The sequence below is a fragment of the Mesorhizobium sp. P3_B5 genome (assembly GCF_056402815.1).
Genome location: NZ_JBFUGR010000005.1, coordinates 387,492 through 406,125 on the forward strand (window position 1 = coordinate 387,492; position 18,634 = coordinate 406,125).

Here is an 18,634-nt window from a genome sequence, read left to right on the forward strand (position 1 = left end):
ATTTTCGTCGCGCGCGCCGCCTGGCTTCGGCTATATCTAGCAGATGGCTTCGGATTCGTGGCCTTCTGACGATAAGGGCCTTTCTGCCGATAGAAGGATTGGGCGTGACCGACGACGTGACCAACCAGCCGCCGCCGCTGGCAGGCGGCAACGCCTGGCGCGGCGATCCGTTGCTGATCCAGCTCGCCGAGCGCTTTTCCGATCCGGTACGCAAGGATCTCGACGGCCTCGGCCGTTTCGTGCTGACGCATGAGGCGCAGGAGCTCGCCCGCCTCGCCAACGCCGAGACGCCGAAGCTCAGGACCCATGACCGCCAGGGCCGCCGGATCGACCAGGTCGAGTTCCATCCCGCCTATCATGCGCTGATGCGCCGCTCGGTCGCCAACGGCCTGCATTCCTCGATCTGGGAAAATGGCGACGCCGAGATCGGCCGCCGCCATCAGGTGCGCGCCGCCCGCTTCTACCTGACCGCCGGGCTCGAGACCGGGCATCTGTGCCCGATCACAATGACCAGCGCTTCGCTCGCCGCATTGATGGCCAGCCCAAAGCTGTTTCGCGAATGGGCGCCGCGCGTGACGACGCGCAAATACGACCAGAGCCAGAAGCCGCCGGTGGAAAAGACCGGGCTGACGCTCGGCATGGGCATGACCGAAAAGCAAGGCGGCACCGATGTGCGCGCCAACATCACCAGGGCTGAGCGCGCCGGCAGCGGCTTTTATCGCCTGACCGGCCACAAATGGTTCATGTCGGCGCCGATGTCGGACGCGTTCCTCGTGCTTGGGCAAGCGCCGGAAGGTCTTTCGTGTTTTCTCGTCCCGCGCATACTGGGCGACGGATCGGGCAACGGTTTTCGCTTGCAGCGACTGAAGGACAAGCTCGGCAACCGCTCCAACGCCTCTTCGGAAGTGGAATTCGTCAACGCCATCGGCGAGATGGTCGGCGAGCCCGGCGCCGGCGTGAAGACGATCATGGACATGGTCACACTGACCAGGCTCGACTGCGCCGTCGCCTCGTCGGCGATCATGCGGGCAGGGCTGGCCGAGGCTGTCCATCACGCCCGTCATCGCCAGGTGTTCGGTTCGCCGCTGATCGAGCAGCCGCTGATGCAGCGCGTGCTGGCCGACATGGCGCTCGATGTCGCCGCCGCCACGGCGCTGTCGTTCCGGCTGGCGCGCTCTTTCGACGAGGCGGCCAGCGATCGCGGCGAGGCGGCGTTTGCCCGCGCCATGACGCCGGTCGTCAAATACTGGGTCTGCAAGATCGCGCCGCCGCTGCTCTACGAGGCGATGGAATGCCTCGGCGGCAATGGCTACGTCGAGGAAGCGCCACTCGCCCGCTACTATCGCGAAGCCCCGGTCAACGCCATCTGGGAAGGCTCCGGCAATGTCATGGCGCTTGACGTGCTGCGCGTGCTTGGCCGCGCGCCGGGCCTGTTCGAGGACGTGCTGGCCGGCATCGACCGCGATCTCGGCGCCGGTGGACGCGGCACAATCAGCGTGCTCAAGGCGGCAATCCAGGTCGCCGCGACCGATGAAGGTTCGGCCCGTCTTTTGACCGAGCAACTGGCGCTGTCGGCTGCGGCTGCTGAGCTTCGCAGGCTGGGGGCAGGGCGGATCGCCGATGCCTTCGTCGAAACGCGGCTCGCAGGCCAGTGGCGCAACACCTACGGCATGCTCGATTCACGCCACGATGCGCGCATGATCATCGACACGCTCTATCCGCCGGTGAACTAGGCAGGACCCAAGGGGCGCACGAAGACGCCAAAAAAGTTCGCGCACCTGTGGACGGCCGTTAACCTTAACAAATGGTTTCCATTGCGGCGGCGAGCGGCAAAGCCCACTGTCTTTGCTACCAAGGCAGGGACTCCATGCGGCATATTCTGACCTCCTTTCTGGCATTGCACTGGGCAGCCGTTTTCGCCCTGCTGGCGTTCATCTGCATCGATGGAAACCGCGGTGTTGCGGCTGCTCTCGGCGTGCTGGGCGTCGCCGTCCAGGACACACGTTTCGCTGATCTCGAAAACGCTGCCGTCGTGGCGCCGCTGGCCGTCGCGCTGCTGGTCGTGGCGGTGCTGTTCTGCTGGGCCTTTGTCGAGACCTTGGTTAACGTCGCGGCCAATCCAGATGCCGCCGACAGCGTGGTGCGCATCGCCTTCATTTCCGCCTCAGGCGTGCTGTCGCTGATCCTGATCGGCGGCGCCGCGCAAGGCATCAAAGGGCTGTTCATGGTTGTCGCCGTGCAATTGGCAGCCCTTCTGGCGTCCTATGTCGCCATGCTTGCCGAGCGGCGCGCGGCATTTGCGACCGCGGTTGCTGCCGACGGCGAAATCCGTGCCGCGGCACATGTCATGGCCAGGGGCGCGGCGCACGGCTCGTTGCTGTCGCGCATTTCCAGTCGATCGAACACCAACTTGGAGGATGGCCGCTGATGCGCACTTTGTTCGCGCTCTGGGCGGCCCCCATGGCTTTGTTCTGGGGCTGGTTCTACCTTTCGCTCAATGACATCAATTTCGGTTATGTCATGCTCAGCCGGCAACTGCATGACCTCGTGTTTCAGCTCTATGGTCAGATGCTGGGCATCGATCCGGCAATCATTCCCGGCATGGTCGCAAGAGCTTGTGTTTTCGACGGGTTCTTGCTGATGGCCCTGTGGGCGTTCCGCCGCCGCCGCAATATTGCCGCCTGGATCAGGACCCAGTGGATGGATCCGGTTGCGTCCGAGCGCTTGCCGCGAGCGACTGAAGACGGTCAAGGACTCCCTGCAGAATAAAGGCGGCTGCCGCCGAATCGATCTTGCCGGCGCGCTTCTTGCGCGAGAAATCCATTTCGATCAGCGTCCGCTCGGCCGCGACCGTCGACAGCCTCTCGTCCCAAAGCACGAAGGGCAAGTCGGTTATGCCTGCCATGTTGCGCACGAAGGCGCGCGATTTCTGCGCCCGCGGACCTTCCGACCCATCCATGTTGACCGGCAGGCCGAGCACGAAAGCGCCGACATTGTCCTTCTGCAGCAGGGCAAGCAGCGCCGCTGCATCCAGCGAGAACTTCTTGCGCATGATGACCGGGCGCGGGTGAGCGAAGGAAAAGCCGCGGTCGGAAACGGCGACGCCGATCGTCTTGTCGCCGAGGTCGAGCCCGGCCAGCGTCTTGCCGCCAGCGAGCCGGGTTGGCAATTCCTCGATGCTGATGATGCCCAACGGTCTTCCTTCGCCCTTCACCACCACGTGTTTTGTCAAACGCGCAACGGACACAGTAACCCTTTGATCTCAAGGCTGCCGGCGTTCTATCCTTTGGCACGGCAAAAATCGAGGAATGCATTGATGAAATTGACCTGGTACGGACATTCGGCCTTTCGCGTCGAGACCGAAGGCGCCACCATCCTTATCGACCCCTATCTGATCGGCAATCCGTCATGGACGGGCGGCTGGGAAGGTCCTGCGGAAGGCGTCACCCACGTCCTGTTGACCCATGGCCACAATGATCACGTCAGCGGCGCGGTGGAGGTGCTGAAGAAGAGCGGCGCCCAGTTGGTCGCCAACTACGAGATCTGCATGTACCTGGTCGGCAAGGGCGTCAGCGGCGACAGGATCAATCCCGGCAATCTCGGCGGCACCGTCGATTGCGGCGCTTTCACCACCACCTTCGTCCAGGCGCTGCATTCCTCGTCGTTTGGCATCGAGGGTGGCCAGAACGTCTATCTCGGCAATCCCGGTGGGTTGGTCCTGCATTTCCCCGAGGACAAGACGCTCTACCATATGGGCGACACCGACATTTTCTCCGACATGGCGCTGATCAACGAACTGCACGAACCGAAGATCGGCATCGTGCCGATCGGCGACCGCTTCACCATGGGCGGTGCCGTGGCAGCCCTTGCCTGCCGGCGTTTCTTCGGCTTCGATACGGTGGTACCCTGTCACTTCGGCACGTTCCCGATCATCGACCAGACCGCTGAAAAGTTCGTGGCCGGACTGGATGGATCGGGTGTTGAGGTCGCCTTGCCGAAAATAGGCCAGACCATCACGTTGTAGAGTGAGACACAGTTTATCGAAAAAATGGAATAAAACCATGGCTTTGAGACAATCTCTTTGCATCTCGATGTTGGTTGCGGCCTGTCCCGCGGCCGCCGCGGAAGATTTCATCGAGGGCGTCTATCTGCAGTCCAAGGAGCTTTGCGCGCAGGCCAAGAAGGATACTTTGCAGACCGTGATCGATGCCGGCAACGTCGTGCTGTCGGCGCGCGGCCTGGAAAGCGTCGAATACAGTTGCGAGTTCCTCCAGATCGCCAAGGCGAAAAGTGCGCCCAGCTGGGTGGTGACCGCCCTCTGCCAGGAGCCGGACAATGTCTTTCCCGATGTTTTGTCTGTTACCCAAATGAACGCGAGCCAGATCGACCTGGTTTCGGTTCGCCCGGTTGCCGACGAAGGTGAGCAGAGCGGCAATGGCGGCAGCTATTTCCTCTGCGACGGTGTGGCTTTGCCATAGGATGAATGCTCTGGGAGAGGACGATACAACGCATGCGGCGTGATAGCGTGACCCTATGGCCATCCTGAAATGGGCGCGGTCGCTTCTCGGTCTGGAGCGACCCGTCTTCCAGACGCTGGAACTGCACGTTGCGCATGGTTGCAACCTGACATGCGAGAGCTGCTCGCATTATTCCAACCATGCCCACGCCGGCACGGTCTCCCTTGAAGAGGCCGATCGCTGGATGGGTTTTTGGAGCAAGCGCGTATCGGTGACGCTGTTCAAGCTGCTGGGCGGCGAGCCGACGATCCATCCCGAACTGCCGCGTTTTGTCGGCCTGGTGCGGCGGCACTGGCCGCGGGCGCGCATCGAAATCATCAGCAACGGTTTCTTTCTGCACCGCCATCCGACGTTGCCGGCCATCCTCGCCGCCGATCCCAGGGCGCATTTGGTCATCTCCATCCATCATGATTCGCTGGAATACACAGAGAAACTGAAACCGATCTTCGCCTTGCTGGAGACGTGGCGGCGAGACCATGGCGTGGCCGCCATAATCAACCCGTCGAGCAAGAACTGGACCCGGCGCTATGAAGGCTTTGGCGACACCATGCTGCCCTTTGACGATGGTGACGTTCGCGCCAGCTGGGAGGTCTGTCCGGCCCGCCACTGCAAACAGCTCTACAACGGCAGCATCTGGAAATGTGCGCCGCTGGCCTATCTGCCGATGCAGAAGGCGAAATATCGCCTTTCCGAGAAATGGGATCCCTATCTTGCCTACAAACCGCTTGCGCCCGGCTGCTCGCGGGCGGCGTTGAAGGCCTTCGCCGCGCTGGAAGACGAGGCGGCCTGCGGCATGTGTTCAACCGAGAAACGCCTTTTTGAATTGCCCATCCCGCTGCGCATGCCGAAGAACCGCGTCGGCATCGCGACCTGAACCCCGACACGATGCAGTTGCGTAGGCTGCGCCGCGCCGCTATAGCGCGGGCTGGTTTTCCCAAAGGCGACAAATATGTCCGTTGATCTTCAGACAGTGAAGCGCGTTGCGCGTCTCGCCCGCATTGCGGTGAGCGAGGAGGATGCCGAGCGCATGACCGGCGAGCTGAACGCCATTCTCGGCTTCGTCGAGCAGTTGAACGAGGTCGATGTTTCCGGCGTCGAGCCGATGACCTCGGTGACACCGATGGAGATGAAGAAGCGCCAGGACGTCGTCACCGATGGCAGCAAGGCCGCCGATATCGTCGCCAACGCTCCGGCCACCGAAGAGAATTTCTTCCTGGTGCCAAAGGTCGTGGAGTAAGCGGCTAATGGCAATCGAGATCGCCATTGAGACGCCGCTGCAGGACGATGTGCGCGGGCTTGTCGAGGAGCTCAACGCGACGCTGCTCGAACTGACGCCGCCCGAGCACTGCTATCATTTGACCGTCGAGCAGATGGCCGGCGAGGACACCACCGTCTTCATCGCCCGCGACAATGGCCTGGCCATAGGCTGCGGCGCGCTGAAGCGCCACGACAGCACCGTCGGCGAGGTCAAGCGCATGTACACGCGGCCTTCGCATCGCGGCCGCAAGATCGGCGCGAAGATTGTCGAGCGTGTCGAAGCGCTGGCCCGCGACGAAGGGTTGAAGCGTCTGGTGCTGGAAACCGGCGACCGCCATCCGGCGGCGTGGACCGTCTACGAACGTGCCGGCTTCTCGCGCTGCGGCCCGGTGCTGGATTATCCCGATTCCGAATGGTCGGTGTTTTATGAAAAGAGCCTTTGATGAGCGACCTGACCCAGCTGACGATTTCGCAGGCCCGTGCCAAATTGCGCGCCAAGGAGATCACCGCCGCCGAGATCACTGAGGCCTATCTCTCGGCGATCGAGCGCGCCAACCCGGCGCTCAACGCCTATATAGTCGTCACCGGCGACAAGGCGCGCGACATGGCCAAGGCCTCCGACGCCAAACTGGCGAAGGGCGAGGGCGGTTCTCTGGAAGGCATCCCGCTCGGCATCAAGGATCTGTTCGGCACCGAGGGCGTCCACACCCAGGCCTGCAGCCATGTGCTGGACGGCTTCAAGCCACGCTACGAATCGACCGTGACCGCCAATCTGTGGGCCGACGGCGCTGTCATGCTGGGCAAGCTCAACATGGACGAATTCGCCATGGGCTCGTCCAACGAGACTTCCTACTACGGCCCGGTCGTCAACCCGTGGCGGCGTTCGCGCCTCGACACGCTGGTGATGCCGACCACGCATCAGGGCGATGGCGGCTTTGTCTCCGCTGGCGGCACCAAGACGGCCCGCACGCTGGACAACGCGCAGCTGGTGCCCGGCGGCTCGTCGGGCGGCTCGGCTTCCGCGGTCTCGGCATTCCTGTGCGCCGGCGCCACCGCAACTGATACCGGCGGCTCGATCCGCCAGCCCGCCGCCTTCACCGGCACGGTCGGCATCAAGCCGACCTATGGCCGCTGCTCGCGCTGGGGCATCGTCGCCTTTGCCTCGTCGCTCGACCAGGCCGGGCCGATCGCCCGCGACGTGCGCGATGCCGCGATCCTGTTGAAGTCGATGGCTTCCGTCGACCCAAAAGACACCACCTCGGTCGACCGGCCGGTGCCGGACTACGAGGCGGCGATCGGCAAGCCGATGAAGGGCATGAAGGTCGGCATCCCCAGGGAATACCGCGTCGACGGCATGCCGGAAGAGATCGAGGCGCTGTGGCAGAAGGGCATTGCCTGGCTGAAAGACGCCGGCGCCGAGATCGTCGACATTTCGCTGCCGCACACCAAATACGCTCTGCCGGCCTATTACATCGTCGCGCCCGCCGAAGCGTCGTCCAACCTCGCTCGCTATGACGGCGTCCGCTACGGCCTGCGCGTGCCGGGCAAGGACATTGTCGACATGTATGAAAAGACCCGCGCCGCCGGTTTCGGCCGCGAGGTCAAGCGCCGCATCATGATCGGCACCTATGTGCTGTCGGCCGGCTACTACGACGCCTACTATCTGCAAGCGCAGAAGGTGCGCAACCTGATCAAGCGCGATTTTGAAAACGTCTTCGCCGCCGGCGTCGATGTGATCCTGACCCCGGCGACGCCATCGGCCGCCTTCGGTATCGCCGACGAAGACATGGCCGCCGATCCGGTGAAAATGTACCTCAACGACATTTTTACGGTGACCGTGAACATGGCCGGCCTGCCGGGCATCGCCGTGCCCGCTGGGCTCGACGCCAAGGGCCTGCCGCTCGGCTTGCAGCTCATCGGCCGGCCCTTCGACGAGGAAACCCTGTTCCAGACCGCTGCCGTCATCGAGCAGGCGGCCGGCACATTTCAGCCGGAGAAGTGGTGGTAGGATGCCGCCCTCGTCTCGTATTTCCATCGTCGAGACGAGAGACGAACTGCTGATCACCAACCCGCCACGCACCTCCGATTTCAGGACAGGCTTTGCCCTGATAGGGGCCTCGATCGTAGCCTACACCGGCTACATGGGATTGAGAGACACGTCGCCTGCGACGATCACCAGCGGCACTATCGGCCTGCTGTCGTTCGTGGCGGTCATTGCCCTCTTCACCTATTTCCTCGGCAAGGATTTTGTCTGGCTGGTGTTCGGCAAGGAAACCCTGCGGCTAACCAACACCGCAGCTGCGCGCGAGGTCAGGGGTTCTTTGCAAAATCGTTCGGCATTGCCCTTGAAAGGGCACCTTAAGGTCGAAATCCTCGATCATACCTACCCAACGGATGAAGCCGGACTGTCGGAAGTCATGCGCTTGACCAACGCGAATGGCTCGCTTGATTTCGGCAGGGAATTGAGCCGTCCGGAGGCGGAAGATGTGGCGAGTGCGATCGAGCACTTCATCGGCCGTCAAAGTTTGAACTGGTGATAGGCAGGCAATGTTCTTCTATCTCTCCAAGATCTTCTGGTTTTTCGTCCAGCCACTCAACCTGGCGATTTTCCTGCTGCTGGCAGGCTTGCTCGCGGCGGTGGTCGGCCGCCGGCGATGGGCGGCGACGGGCAGCGTGTTCGCCTTCCTCATTCTCGCGCTGTCAGCCTGGACCTCGCTTGGCGCCATGATGCTCAATCCTCTCGAAGAGCGCTTTCCCAAGCCATCTATGCCGGACGAGGTCGACGGCATCGTCGTCCTCGGCGGCGGTTTTGAGGGCGCGATCAATCTGGTGCGCGGCGGCTATGAATTGAACTCCGGCGGCGACCGCATGGTCGAGACGGCCATACTGGCGCGGCATTTTCCAGAGGCGAAGGTGGTTGTATCCGGAGGCACCGGCGAACTGTTTCTCGATGGCGAGGGCGATGCCACCACCGCACYACGCCTGCTGACCGCCCTTGGCGTGAGCGCCGACCGCCTGATCCTCGAGAACAAATCTCGAAACACCTACGAGAACGCCGTCTTCACCAAGGGGCTGGTGACGCCGAAGCCCGGCGAAACCTGGCTGCTGGTGACATCGGCCTTCCACATGCCACGCGCCAAGGCGCTGTTCGACAAATCAGGCTTTGCAACCGTTCCCTGGCCGGTCGACTACCGCACCTCGGGGCGGGAAGGCATCGGCCTGTTCCGCGACAACCCCGCCGATTCACTGCAGGTCACCACCATGGCCATCCGTGAGTGGATCGGCCTCTTCGCCTATTGGCTGTCGGGCCGTATCGATCAGCCTTTTCCAGGCCCCGGCGGCTGACCGATCACGGCTTGCCGCGCCGCTGAAAAGAACTGGCGGCGCACCAGCACTGCCAGCAGCAGCAGCGTCGACAGCACGAACACCATCGGGTCGACGAACCAGCCGAGATAGGCGATCGAGAAGAACACGCCACGCAGGCCGGAATTGAAGTGCTTGCCGGCCAGCATATTCATGCGCGCCGCGCGCCACACCGCCGTTTGCGTCACCGGATTTTGTGACGCTTCGCCATGCGGGATCGGCACCGCGCCGATCAGGATCGAGCAATAGTTGAACAGCCGGTACGCCCAGCCGAACTTGAAGAACGAAAAGGCCAGGATCAGCACCAGTCCGAACACTTTCACCTGGAAGGCCGCGCGTGACGGCGCGCCACCCAAGGGCAGGTCGCTCAGCACCGACAGAACCTGGTCGGAGGCACCAAGCAGCGCAAAACAGCCGCCGAGCGCGATCAGCGAGCTGGAGGCGAAAAAGGCGGTGCCTTGCTGCAGGCCGCTCATGATGGCGGTGTCGACGATGCGGATCTCGCGCTCGGCCATGGTTCGCATCCAGGCTTCGCGCTGCGCATTCATCGCCGTCGTCAGTGATACGCGACTGACCAGCTTTCCGTCGGAGGCGAGCGTATGCAGCACCCACACGAGGAGAAAGAAAGCCAGCGCCGCCAGATCGGCCGTCGACAGGTGGAAGGAATCGCCCATGCGTTGCTTTTACCACAAGCAGCGGGGCTGCTTCGATGGTCGATCGCGACCGTGTCGCTGCCGGAGCAAACAAGGTCGGCTGGTGCTGCGCCGCGCTCCTCAAAAGAGCGGAAACATTATGAGAATTCCTATATGGAGTCCTTGATCGCACTCCCGGAGACAGCGCAGCGTGTTCCTTTCGGTTTTCGACCTGTTCAAGATCGGCATCGGACCGTCGAGTTCGCACACGATGGGACCGATGACGGCGGCGGCCCGGTTTCTCGACGAGATCCTGGGTGATGACTGGCCGCGTCCGGCCGGCGTCAAGGTCGATCGCATCGGCGCCAGCCTGCACGGCTCGCTCGCCTACACGGGTATCGGCCATGGCTCGGATCGCGCTGTCGTGCTTGGTCTTGCCGGCCTGACGCCGCAGACGGTCGACCCTGATCAGGCCGACGGCATCGCCACACGCATCGCCGCCGACAAGCGGATTTCGCCGCCCGGTCATCCTTCCTATCGCTTCGATCCGGCGACGGACCTGGTGCTCGACAGGAAAACGCCGCTCACCGGCCACGCCAACGGCATGGCGTTCTACGCCTATGATGCCGGCGACCGCCTGCTGCTCAAGCGCATCTATTATTCGATCGGCGGTGGCTTCGTCGTTTCGGAAGAAGAGCTGCAGCGGATGAAGGTGAAAGGGTCGGTGACGACAGAAGGCAAGAAAGTGCCTTATCCCTTCAAGAACGCCGTCGAGATGTTGAAGATGGCGGCCAAGAGCGGGCTTTCCATTGCCGAGATGAAGCGCGTCAACGAGGAGACGCAGATGACGCGCGAGGCGCTAGACGCCGGGCTCGACGGCATCTGGAGCGCCATGAAAGGCTGCATCGATCGCGGCCTGTCGCAGGACGGCATCATGCCGGGCGGGCTAAAAGTGCGCCGGCGCGCGCGCATGCTGCACGACAAGCTGCAGGAGCAGTGGCAGCAGAACAAGCCAAACCCGTTGCTCGCCAATGACTGGCTGTCGATCTACGCCATGGCGGTCAATGAAGAGAACGCCGCCGGCGGCCGCGTCGTCACCGCGCCGACCAATGGTGCGGCGGGTACATTGCCGGCTGTGCTGCGCTACTGGCTGCATTTCCATCCCGAGGCCGACCAGCCCAGCATCCGCGATTTCCTGCTGACGGCGGCGGCCGTCGGCGGCATCATCAAGACCAATGCTTCGATCTCCGGCGCTGAAGTCGGCTGTCAGGGCGAGGTCGGTTCGGCCTCGGCGATGGCCGCGGCAGGCCTCTGTGCCGTCATGGGCGGCACGCCAGAGCAGGTCGAGAACGCCGCCGAGATCGCGCTCGAGCATCACCTCGGCATGACCTGCGACCCGGTCGGTGGGCTGGTTCAGGTGCCGTGCATCGAGCGCAACGCTCTCGGCGCCGTCAAGGCGGTGACCGCCGCCTCGCTGGCCATCAAGGGCGACGGCGTCCATTTCGTGCCGCTCGACGCGGCGATCGAGACCATGCGCCAGACTGGCCTCGACATGAACGAGAAGTACAAGGAAACCAGCCTTGGTGGGCTCGCCGTCAATGTCGTGGAGTGCTGAGGGCTCTGGCCCACACTGGTGCTGTGGAGAAGTCGGGCATGGCCGTTGACGCCTCCGCGCGCCGGACTAAACCTTAAGCGATGGCTCTCAATCTCCTAAAACTCTGTGTCGGCTGCGACAGCGTCGAGGACCTCGAAGAGTGGATCGCCTTCCGCCTCGATGAGCGGCGCCGCGCCGGCGAGCCGGCCGAACACTGGCACACAACCCGCATGGTGCCGACGCGTGGCGCCGAGGTTACCGACGGCGGTTCGCTCTATTGGGTCATCAAGGGCAATGTCCAGTGCCGCCAGCTGATTACCGAAATCCGTCCCTTTACCGACGACGAAGGCATCGGCCGCTGCCATCTGATGCTCGACCCGGAGGTCGTGCGCACCGACTGGCAGCCGCGCCGCGCCTTCCAGGGCTGGCGTTACCTCAAACCTGCCGATGCGCCGCTCGATCTCGGCAAGGGCAAGGCCGGGCTGATCGAGATGCCGCCAAAACTGCGGCGCGAGCTTGCCGATCTCGGCCTGCTCTGATCCCAGCGAATCCAAGCCTCTGGCCCCCAATGTTGCCCTGGGCAGGGCTTGCAAGCGGTCGAACAACGCCACATCTTGTTTTCATGAGCGACAAGAAGCAGCCCGTGCCCGCACGGGCCAATCCCGCGCCGGTCAAACCTCAATCCAATGCCGGCGAGATCGAAGCCTTTCTTCGTCAGGCAAGGACGCTTGCTGTGTCGGCTACGGGTTCGGGCCGGCTGATCCTTTCGCTCGACGCGACGATGAGCCGGCAGCCGACCTGGGATCTCGCTTGTGAGCTGCAGGGCCAGATGTTCGACGCCGTCGGCAAGGCCGGGAAGCTCAGCGTCCAGCTGGTCTATTTTCGCGGCCTTGGCGAGTGCCGTTCGTCGGCTTTCGTCACCGACACCAATGCCTTGAAGCAGCTGATGACGCGGATCGAATGCCGCAGCGGCCATACCCAGATCGGCAAGGTGCTGACGCATGCGCTGAAACAGACGGCCACGGCCAAGGTCAACGCGCTGGTCTATATCGGCGATGCGATGGAAGAGAATATCGACGACCTCGCCGAAAAGGCCGGCAGTCTCGGCCTGCATGGCGTTCCTGTCTTCGTCTTTCAGGAAGGTCATGATTCCGGCGCAGAACAAGCGTTCAAGGAGATCGCGCGGTTGTCCAAAGGGGCTTGGTTCCGATTTGATCGGCGGGCTGCCGCGACCTTGGCGGGACTGCTTTCGGCGGTTGCGGTGTTCGCGACCGGCGGGCTGAAGGCGCTCGAAGCCAGGGGCAGGCCGGAAGACCGGCTGATGATCGAGCATCTCAGGGGCGGCGGGAACTGATGGGCGCAATTATCTCATTCGTTGCATTTCTGTTGGTGCTTCTGGGCGCGGTGATCATCTTCCTGCGCGCCGACCCGCAAAAACTGGCGAGCGGCATGCGCACGGTTGGGCCGGTTCTTCTGGCGCTGGTCGGCGTCGCCGTGCTTGTTGTCGGCCGCGAAGCCATCGCCGGCGTCATCCTGGCCGGGGCCTTTGCCTGGTATGGTTCGCTGCGGACGAAACGGCAGACGGCAAAGCCGGCGCCGGGCAAGCGCTCGACGGTGCGCACCGCGGCGCTGGAAATGGAGCTTGATCACGATACTGGCGGTCTGGAGGGCCTTGTGCTGGCCGGCCGCCATGAGGGCAAGATGCTGGGCGCGATGGGCCTGGCCGAACTGCAGCAGCTCTACCGCGAACTCCCCGGTGACCCGGAGAGCCGTCAGCTGCTAGAGACGTATCTTGACGGCAGATTTCCCGTCTGGCGCAAAGACGCTGAGACGAACGGTGGCGAAGGGCTGGGTGTTGCGCCAGGTTCGGGCGCCATGACTAAGGAGGAGGCCTACAAGGTCCTTGGTCTTGAAGCGGGGGCCGCCGCGGCGGATGTCCGCAAGGCGCACCGCCGCCTGATGCAGCGCCTGCACCCCGATATCGGTGGCACGTCTTTCCTGGCGGCGCGAATTAACGAAGCCAAGGACGTCTTGCTCTCCAATCACAACTAGTCTCCTTCGACGCAAAAAATTTCCGGGAGATATCTTCCACGCCGGCCTATTGCTGGACGGCGTAGCAGGCGATTTTCTTCTTCTTCAAAGCTGTGCAGGCATTCCAGGCGGCATCCTTCGAACCGAAACCGCCGAAGCGGGCGCGATAATAGGTCTCGCCGTCCTTGTCGAAAGCGACGGTGAAGCCCGAGGCAGCTGCCAGGATCTTCGGCGCCTGCTTGGCCGTCTTGTCGAGGAAAGCCTGCGCTTCGGACTGTTTGGGCGAAGATGCCACCTGCACCGCCCAACCGGACGGCACCGACGCGGTGTTGACCGGGTCGACCGCCGGAGTGGGTTCGGCGTAGGCCGCCACCACTTGCGCCGTTTCAACCTGGGGCGCCTTCACGATGACGGTCTTGACCTTCCTGGTCTTGACGACGGACGTGGTCTCTTCGACCACGGCGTCGCTGTCGTCCTCGGCAACCGTCGCGTCGTCGGCAACCGTAGCTTCGGCAACCGTAGCTGTCGGATCGTCGTTGGACGCCACGGCATCGTCTTCAACCACCGGCTTGTCGTCGGGCGTCGGCGCGTCGTGCTTGGGCAGCAAGACCTTGGCCAGCGCCTTGATCGGATTGTCGCCGCCGGCCTTGGCGATCAAGGCGCCGTCGCCGCGGGTCGATGCCCTCGGCATATAGGCGTTGATCAGCCCGGCCATCTGGTTGTCGCGGCTACGGCCAGAGGTGCCGCCCATGACGACGGCAACGAGGCGGCGGTTGCCATCGGAAACCGACGAGACGAGGTTGAAGCCGGAGGCGCGGGTATAGCCGGTCTTGATGCCGTCGACGCCCTTGATGCGGCCGAGCAGCCGGTTGTGGCCGTTGATGCGCTGGCGTCCGTAGAGGAACGAACGCTGCGAGAAATAGCCGTAATACTGCGGAAAATGCTCTCGCAACGCGATGCCGAGCATCGCCATGTCGTGGGCAGTGGTGAACTGGCCGGGGTTGGGCAGGCCGTTGGCGTTGCGGAAAACCGTCCCGTTCATGCCAAGCTGCCGCGCCTTGGCAGTCATCATCTTGGCGAAGCTGGCTTCATTGCCGCCGAGCATTTCGCCCAGCGCGGTGGCTGAATCATTGGCCGACTTGGTCACCATCGACAGGATTGCCGTCTCGACGCTGACCGAGCCGCCAGCCTTGACGCCGAGCTTGGTCGGCGGCTCCGCGGCGGCATTGGCCGAGAATGGCACCGGGGTGTTCTTGCTGATCCTGCCCTTCGCCAGCGCTTCGAAGGTCAGGTAAAGCGTCATCATCTTGGTGAGCGAGGCGGGGTAGCGCCGGCCGTTGGCATCGGACGAATAAAGCACCCTGCCGGTTTTCGCATCGACGACGATGGCCGCCGATTTGGCTGCCATCGATGAAGCAACGTCCGCGACGACGAATGACATCGCCAAAGCGGCGATCATGATCGTTTTGAGAGAGAACGCGGATTTGGAAACGAAGCCCGACAACGCCTTACGCACTGATACTTCCCTTGAATTTTCGTTGCGTCGGAGGCTGCAAAGGGTCCTGCCTCACTTCCTGCCAAACTACCGTGGCCAGCGTTACCAATCCGTTTATGGTAACCGTCGCGTTCACCATTTTCTTCGGGCTTGAACCTCTCTTTATTCGAATTTTAGCCATTGCCGGCGCAGCCGAGGCCTCGCAGCCGGAGAAATGTTGACTTTTTGTGCAGCGCACAATATATTGACGTGCATTGCACAAAAGCGCTCAGGCAAGGGCGCCTCAACCCAAGGGAAGCGTGAAATGACCCAGACCTATGAGGACTTCAGCAAATACGGCAAAGACCTTGCCGACACCGGATTGAAGAGCTTCGCCTCGCTCTCGAAGGGCGCCCAGGCGATTGCCACCGAGGCAGGCGAATACACCAAGAAGAGCTTCGAAGCCGGCAGCGCCGCGGTCGAGAAGATCATTTCGGCCAAGTCGCTGGAAAAGGCGATCGAGATCCAGTCCGACTACGCCAAGCAGTCCTATGAGAGCTTCGTCGCCGAGGCCACCAAGTTTGGCGATCTCTACGCCGAACTCGCCAAGGAAGCCTACAAGCCGTTCGAATCGATCGTCGCCAAGGCGAAGTAATTTCGCCAGTCAGTGCGAAAACGGCCTTTCGGGCCTGTGAATCAGACCCGGTCGCGAACACGCGGCCGGGTTTTTTCATGCCGGGTCCAAATTGCGGGCTTCTCACCTTCACGATTTTGAAAATCAGCCAAGTTTGGCCACCTAGCCATATTGTCAGCTAACCTAAAGGGCTTAAAATCGTCCATCGAACACCTACATGTCGAACTCGCATGGGGATTCGAAAGAGGCAGGAATACGTGACGATCGGTTTGACTGCCACGAGACGAGTGGCGCGGATGCAAAGTGGCGACGGCGACGGCAATGAGGCCGGTCGCGGTACGGCCGTCATCACGCGCACAAAAACCAAGACCAAGAAGCCCAGCCTTTATCGGGTCCTCATCCTCAACGACGACTACACGCCCATGGAGTTCGTGGTTCATGTGCTGGAGCGCTTTTTCCAGAAGGACCGCGAAGCCGCCACACGCATTATGCTTCATGTTCACAATCATGGGGTCGGCGAGTGCGGGGTCTATACATTCGAGGTGGCCGAGACCAAAGTGTCCCAGGTCATGGATTTCGCCCGACAGAATCAGCATCCGCTGCAATGCGTGATGGAGAAGAAGTGAGGTAACATGCCGGCTTTCTCCCAAGGCCTGGAAAAGGCGCTCCACCAGGCGCTGACGCTCGCCAATGAGCGGCACCATGAGTACGCAACCCTTGAACATCTGCTGCTCGCGCTCATCGACGACACCGAGGCGGCCGCCGTCATGCGCGCCTGCAATGTCGATCTCGATGAACTCAAGCACACGGTTCTCACCTATATCGATACCGAACTCGACAATCTCGTCACCGGCTACGACGAGGACTCCAAGCCGACGGCCGGCTTCCAGCGCGTCATCCAGCGCGCGGTAATCCATGTGCAGTCGTCCGGCCGCGAGGAAGTGTCCGGCGCCAACGTGCTCGTCGCCATCTTCGCCGAGCGCGAGAGCCATGCCGCCTATTTCCTGCAGGAACAGCAGATGACCCGCTACGACGCGGTCAACTATATCTCGCATGGCATCGCCAAGCGTCCCGGCGCCTCGGAAACGCGCTCGCCGCGCGGCGCCGACGATGAGCAGGGCAACGGCCAGAACGGCTCCGAGCCGCAAGAGGAAGGCGGCAAGAAGAAGCAGCAGCAGGACGCGCTGACCGCCTATTGCGTCAACCTCAACAACAAGGCCAAGGCTGGCAAGATCGATCCGCTGATCGGCCGCGAGTCCGAGATCAACCGCACCATCCAGGTGCTGTGCCGCCGCTCCAAGAACAATCCGCTCTATGTCGGTGATCCCGGCGTCGGCAAGACGGCGATCGCCGAAGGCCTCGCCAAGCGCATCGTCGAGGGCGACGTTCCCGAAGTGCTGCACAACGCCACCATCTTCGCGCTCGACATGGGCACGCTTTTGGCCGGCACCCGCTATCGCGGCGATTTCGAGGAACGGCTGAAGCAGGTCGTCAAAGAGCTCGAGGATTATCCGGGCGCCGTGCTGTTCATCGACGAGATCCACACCGTGATCGGGGCAGGGGCGACATCGGGCGGCGCCATGGACGCGTCGAACCTGTTGAAGCCGGCACTGTCGTCAGGCGCCATCCGCTGCATCGGCTCGACCACCTACAAGGAGTTCCGCCAGTTCTTCGAAAAGGACCGCGCACTGGTGCGGCGCTTCCAGAAGATCGACGTCAACGAGCCGACGATCGAGGACGCTATCGAGATCATGAAGGGCCTGAAGCCCTATTATGAGGAATTCCACAAGGTGAAGTTCACCAACGAGGCGATCAAGGCCTCGGTGGAGCTGTCGGCGCGCTACATCAACGACCGCAAGCTGCCGGACAAGGCAATCGACGTGATCGACGAGACCGGCGCCTCGCAGATGCTGGTGCCGGAAGCCAAGCGCAAGAAGACCATCGGCATCAAGGAGATCGAAGCGACGATCGCCACCATGGCCCGCATTCCGCCGAAGACGGTTTCGGCCGACGACGAGAAGGTGCTGCAAGGCCTCGATATCGAGTTGAAGCGCGTCGTCTACGGTCAGGACACCGCCATCAGCGCGCTGACATCGGCGATCAAGCTGGCGCGTGCCGGCCTGCGTGAACCGGAAAAGCCGATCGGCTCGTATTTGTTCTCTGGCCCGACCGGCGTCGGCAAGACCGAAGTGGCCAAGCAGCTCGCCGCCTCGCTCGGCGTCGAACTGATCCGCTTCGACATGTCGGAGTACATGGAACGCCACACCGTCTCGCGGCTGATCGGCGCGCCTCCCGGCTATGTCGGCTTCGACCAGGGCGGCCTGTTGACCGACGGCGTCGACCAGCATCCGCACTGCGTGCTGTTGCTGGACGAAGTCGAGAAGGCGCATCCGGACCTGTTCAACATCCTGTTGCAGGTCATGGACCACGGCAAGCTGACCGACCACAACGGCAAGCAGATCGACTTCCGCAATGTCATCCTGATCATGACCACCAATGCGGGCGCATCCGATGCGCAGCGCGCGGCGATCGGCTTTGGGTCGACCAAGCGCGAAGGCGACGATGTCGAGGCGATCAACCGGCTGTTCACGCCGGAGTTCCGCAACCGTCTCGATGCGATCATCCCGTTCGGCTCGCTGCCGGTGCCGGTCATCCATCAGGTGGTGCAGAAGTTCGTCATGCAGCTCGAGGCCCAGCTTTCCGAACGCGGCGTCACCTTCGACCTGTCGCCGGACGCGATCGCCTGGCTGGCCGACAAGGGCTATGACGAGCGCATGGGTGCCCGGCCTCTTGGCCGTGTCATCCAGGAGCACATCAAGAAGCCGCTCGCCGACGAGGTTCTGTTCGGCAAGCTGAAGAAGGGCGGCACGGTGCGCGTCACCGTCGAGAAGAAGGAGACCGGAGAAACCGGCCTGAAGCTCGAATCGCTCGCCGACGAAGCGCCGGTCAAGCCGAAGAGGGAAGAGCCGGAAGACGCGCCCAAGCAGAAGAAGGCCCTGGCGAAAAAGCCGGCGGTAAGGAAGCTGGTGGCGCAGAAGCCGGAGCCCAAGGGCAAGGATGGCGGCAAGCGCAGCCTGGTACCGCAACTGCCCCGCAAGAACTGATCAGTTCGCCCGTAAAAAAGGCCCCGGT

General features: G+C 62.7%; 22 protein-coding genes. 19 read left to right on the forward strand and 3 right to left on the reverse strand.

Features of this window, described 5'->3' with window-relative positions:
- The first annotated feature begins 104 nt into the window (after positions 1 to 104).
- From AC1DVW_RS16120 to AC1DVW_RS16130, 3 genes are all read left to right on the forward strand, one after another.
- Positions 105 to 1,733 carry a DNA alkylation response protein gene (locus tag AC1DVW_RS16120; RefSeq protein WP_477324276.1) on the forward strand — a complete coding sequence of 543 codons (1,629 nt, stop codon included), beginning with the start codon at positions 105 to 107 and terminating at the stop codon, positions 1,731 to 1,733.
- Between the two features lie 134 nt (positions 1,734 to 1,867).
- Positions 1,868 to 2,428 carry a hypothetical protein gene (locus AC1DVW_RS16125; RefSeq protein WP_477269599.1) on the forward strand — a complete coding sequence of 187 codons (561 nt, stop codon included), beginning with the start codon at positions 1,868 to 1,870 and terminating at the stop codon, positions 2,426 to 2,428.
- Complete coding sequence (locus AC1DVW_RS16130; RefSeq protein WP_477269601.1) at positions 2,428 to 2,769, forward strand: DUF6105 family protein; 342 nt, start codon at positions 2,428 to 2,430, stop codon at positions 2,767 to 2,769. The genes AC1DVW_RS16125 and AC1DVW_RS16130 overlap by 1 nt, the downstream gene beginning before the upstream one ends.
- On the opposite strand, the gene ruvX is transcribed toward AC1DVW_RS16130, so the two are convergent.
- Positions 2,687 to 3,193 (reverse strand): Holliday junction resolvase RuvX, encoded by a 507-nt coding sequence (ruvX, locus tag AC1DVW_RS16135; RefSeq protein WP_477324278.1) that lies wholly within the window; start codon positions 3,191 to 3,193, stop codon positions 2,687 to 2,689. The two genes, AC1DVW_RS16130 and ruvX, sit on opposite strands and share 83 nt — an antisense overlap.
- A 123-nt stretch (positions 3,194 to 3,316) precedes the next feature.
- On the opposite strand from ruvX, the gene AC1DVW_RS16140 reads away from it, so the two are divergent.
- From AC1DVW_RS16140 to AC1DVW_RS16175, 8 genes are all read left to right on the forward strand, one after another.
- Positions 3,317 to 4,024 (forward strand): metal-dependent hydrolase, encoded by a 708-nt coding sequence (locus AC1DVW_RS16140; RefSeq protein WP_477324280.1) that lies wholly within the window; start codon positions 3,317 to 3,319, stop codon positions 4,022 to 4,024.
- A gap of 37 nt (positions 4,025 to 4,061) precedes the next feature.
- Positions 4,062 to 4,478: a hypothetical protein gene (locus AC1DVW_RS16145; protein ID WP_477324282.1), complete on the forward strand. Its 417-nt coding sequence runs from the start codon at positions 4,062 to 4,064 to the stop codon at positions 4,476 to 4,478.
- A 55-nt stretch (positions 4,479 to 4,533) separates the two neighbouring features.
- Positions 4,534 to 5,391 (forward strand): radical SAM protein, encoded by an 858-nt coding sequence (locus AC1DVW_RS16150; RefSeq protein ID WP_477324284.1) that lies wholly within the window; start codon positions 4,534 to 4,536, stop codon positions 5,389 to 5,391.
- A gap of 75 nt (positions 5,392 to 5,466) precedes the next feature.
- Entirely contained in the window at positions 5,467 to 5,754 is a 288-nt protein-coding gene (gene gatC / locus AC1DVW_RS16155; RefSeq protein WP_095793007.1) for an Asp-tRNA(Asn)/Glu-tRNA(Gln) amidotransferase subunit GatC, read from the forward strand.
- A gap of 7 nt (positions 5,755 to 5,761) precedes the next feature.
- Entirely contained in the window at positions 5,762 to 6,217 is a 456-nt protein-coding gene (locus AC1DVW_RS16160) for a GNAT family N-acetyltransferase (RefSeq protein ID WP_477324286.1), read from the forward strand.
- Positions 6,217 to 7,782 (forward strand): amidase, encoded by a 1,566-nt coding sequence (locus tag AC1DVW_RS16165; RefSeq protein ID WP_477247155.1) that lies wholly within the window; start codon positions 6,217 to 6,219, stop codon positions 7,780 to 7,782. Before AC1DVW_RS16160 ends, AC1DVW_RS16165 begins: the two co-directional genes overlap by 1 nt.
- A 1-nt stretch (position 7,783) precedes the next feature.
- Positions 7,784 to 8,311 (forward strand): hypothetical protein, encoded by a 528-nt coding sequence (locus AC1DVW_RS16170; protein WP_477247153.1) that lies wholly within the window; start codon positions 7,784 to 7,786, stop codon positions 8,309 to 8,311.
- Positions 8,312 to 8,321: 10 nt separating this feature from the next.
- Entirely contained in the window at positions 8,322 to 9,119 is a 798-nt protein-coding gene (locus tag AC1DVW_RS16175; RefSeq protein WP_477324288.1) for a YdcF family protein, read from the forward strand.
- Here the strand turns inward: AC1DVW_RS16175 and AC1DVW_RS16180 are convergent.
- Entirely contained in the window at positions 9,092 to 9,811 is a 720-nt protein-coding gene (locus AC1DVW_RS16180; protein WP_477247149.1) for a DUF599 domain-containing protein, read from the reverse strand. The two genes, AC1DVW_RS16175 and AC1DVW_RS16180, sit on opposite strands and share 28 nt — an antisense overlap.
- Before the next feature lie 169 nt (positions 9,812 to 9,980).
- Between AC1DVW_RS16180 and AC1DVW_RS16185 the strand changes: the two genes are divergently transcribed.
- From AC1DVW_RS16185 to AC1DVW_RS16200, 4 genes are all read left to right on the forward strand, one after another.
- Complete coding sequence (locus AC1DVW_RS16185; protein ID WP_477269618.1) at positions 9,981 to 11,384, forward strand: L-serine ammonia-lyase; 1,404 nt, start codon at positions 9,981 to 9,983, stop codon at positions 11,382 to 11,384.
- Between the two features lie 80 nt (positions 11,385 to 11,464).
- A complete protein-coding gene (locus AC1DVW_RS16190; RefSeq protein ID WP_477324290.1) occupies positions 11,465 to 11,902 on the forward strand; it encodes a DUF1489 family protein in 438 nt (145 codons plus the stop codon).
- 83 nt (positions 11,903 to 11,985) lie between these two features.
- Positions 11,986 to 12,717, forward strand: a complete 732-nt coding sequence (locus AC1DVW_RS16195) for a vWA domain-containing protein (RefSeq protein WP_477324292.1) — start codon at positions 11,986 to 11,988, stop codon at positions 12,715 to 12,717.
- Complete coding sequence (locus AC1DVW_RS16200) at positions 12,717 to 13,415, forward strand: DnaJ domain-containing protein (protein WP_477324294.1); 699 nt, start codon at positions 12,717 to 12,719, stop codon at positions 13,413 to 13,415. The genes AC1DVW_RS16195 and AC1DVW_RS16200 overlap by 1 nt, the downstream gene beginning before the upstream one ends.
- Positions 13,416 to 13,461: 46 nt before the next feature.
- Here AC1DVW_RS16200 and AC1DVW_RS16205 read toward each other — a convergent pair whose 3' ends face one another.
- Positions 13,462 to 14,853 carry a D-alanyl-D-alanine carboxypeptidase gene (locus AC1DVW_RS16205; protein WP_477324388.1) on the reverse strand — a complete coding sequence of 464 codons (1,392 nt, stop codon included), beginning with the start codon at positions 14,851 to 14,853 and terminating at the stop codon, positions 13,462 to 13,464.
- Here AC1DVW_RS16205 and AC1DVW_RS16210 point away from each other — a divergent pair.
- The 4 genes from AC1DVW_RS16210 (at position 14,780) to clpA (ending at position 18,606) form a co-directional block, all read left to right on the forward strand.
- A complete protein-coding gene (locus AC1DVW_RS16210; protein ID WP_477324392.1) occupies positions 14,780 to 15,043 on the forward strand; it encodes a hypothetical protein in 264 nt (87 codons plus the stop codon). The genes AC1DVW_RS16205 and AC1DVW_RS16210 overlap by 74 nt on opposite strands.
- A 150-nt stretch (positions 15,044 to 15,193) precedes the next feature.
- Positions 15,194 to 15,523 carry a phasin family protein gene (locus AC1DVW_RS16215; protein ID WP_477247139.1) on the forward strand — a complete coding sequence of 110 codons (330 nt, stop codon included), beginning with the start codon at positions 15,194 to 15,196 and terminating at the stop codon, positions 15,521 to 15,523.
- A gap of 275 nt (positions 15,524 to 15,798) precedes the next feature.
- The gene (gene clpS, locus AC1DVW_RS16220) at positions 15,799 to 16,128 is read left to right on the forward strand and encodes an ATP-dependent Clp protease adapter ClpS (RefSeq protein WP_477247207.1); all 330 of its coding nucleotides are present in this window, start codon (positions 15,799 to 15,801) and stop codon (positions 16,126 to 16,128) included.
- A gap of 6 nt (positions 16,129 to 16,134) precedes the next feature.
- Entirely contained in the window at positions 16,135 to 18,606 is a 2,472-nt protein-coding gene (clpA, locus tag AC1DVW_RS16225; protein WP_477247137.1) for an ATP-dependent Clp protease ATP-binding subunit ClpA, read from the forward strand.
- Positions 18,607 to 18,634: the final 28 nt, after the last annotated feature.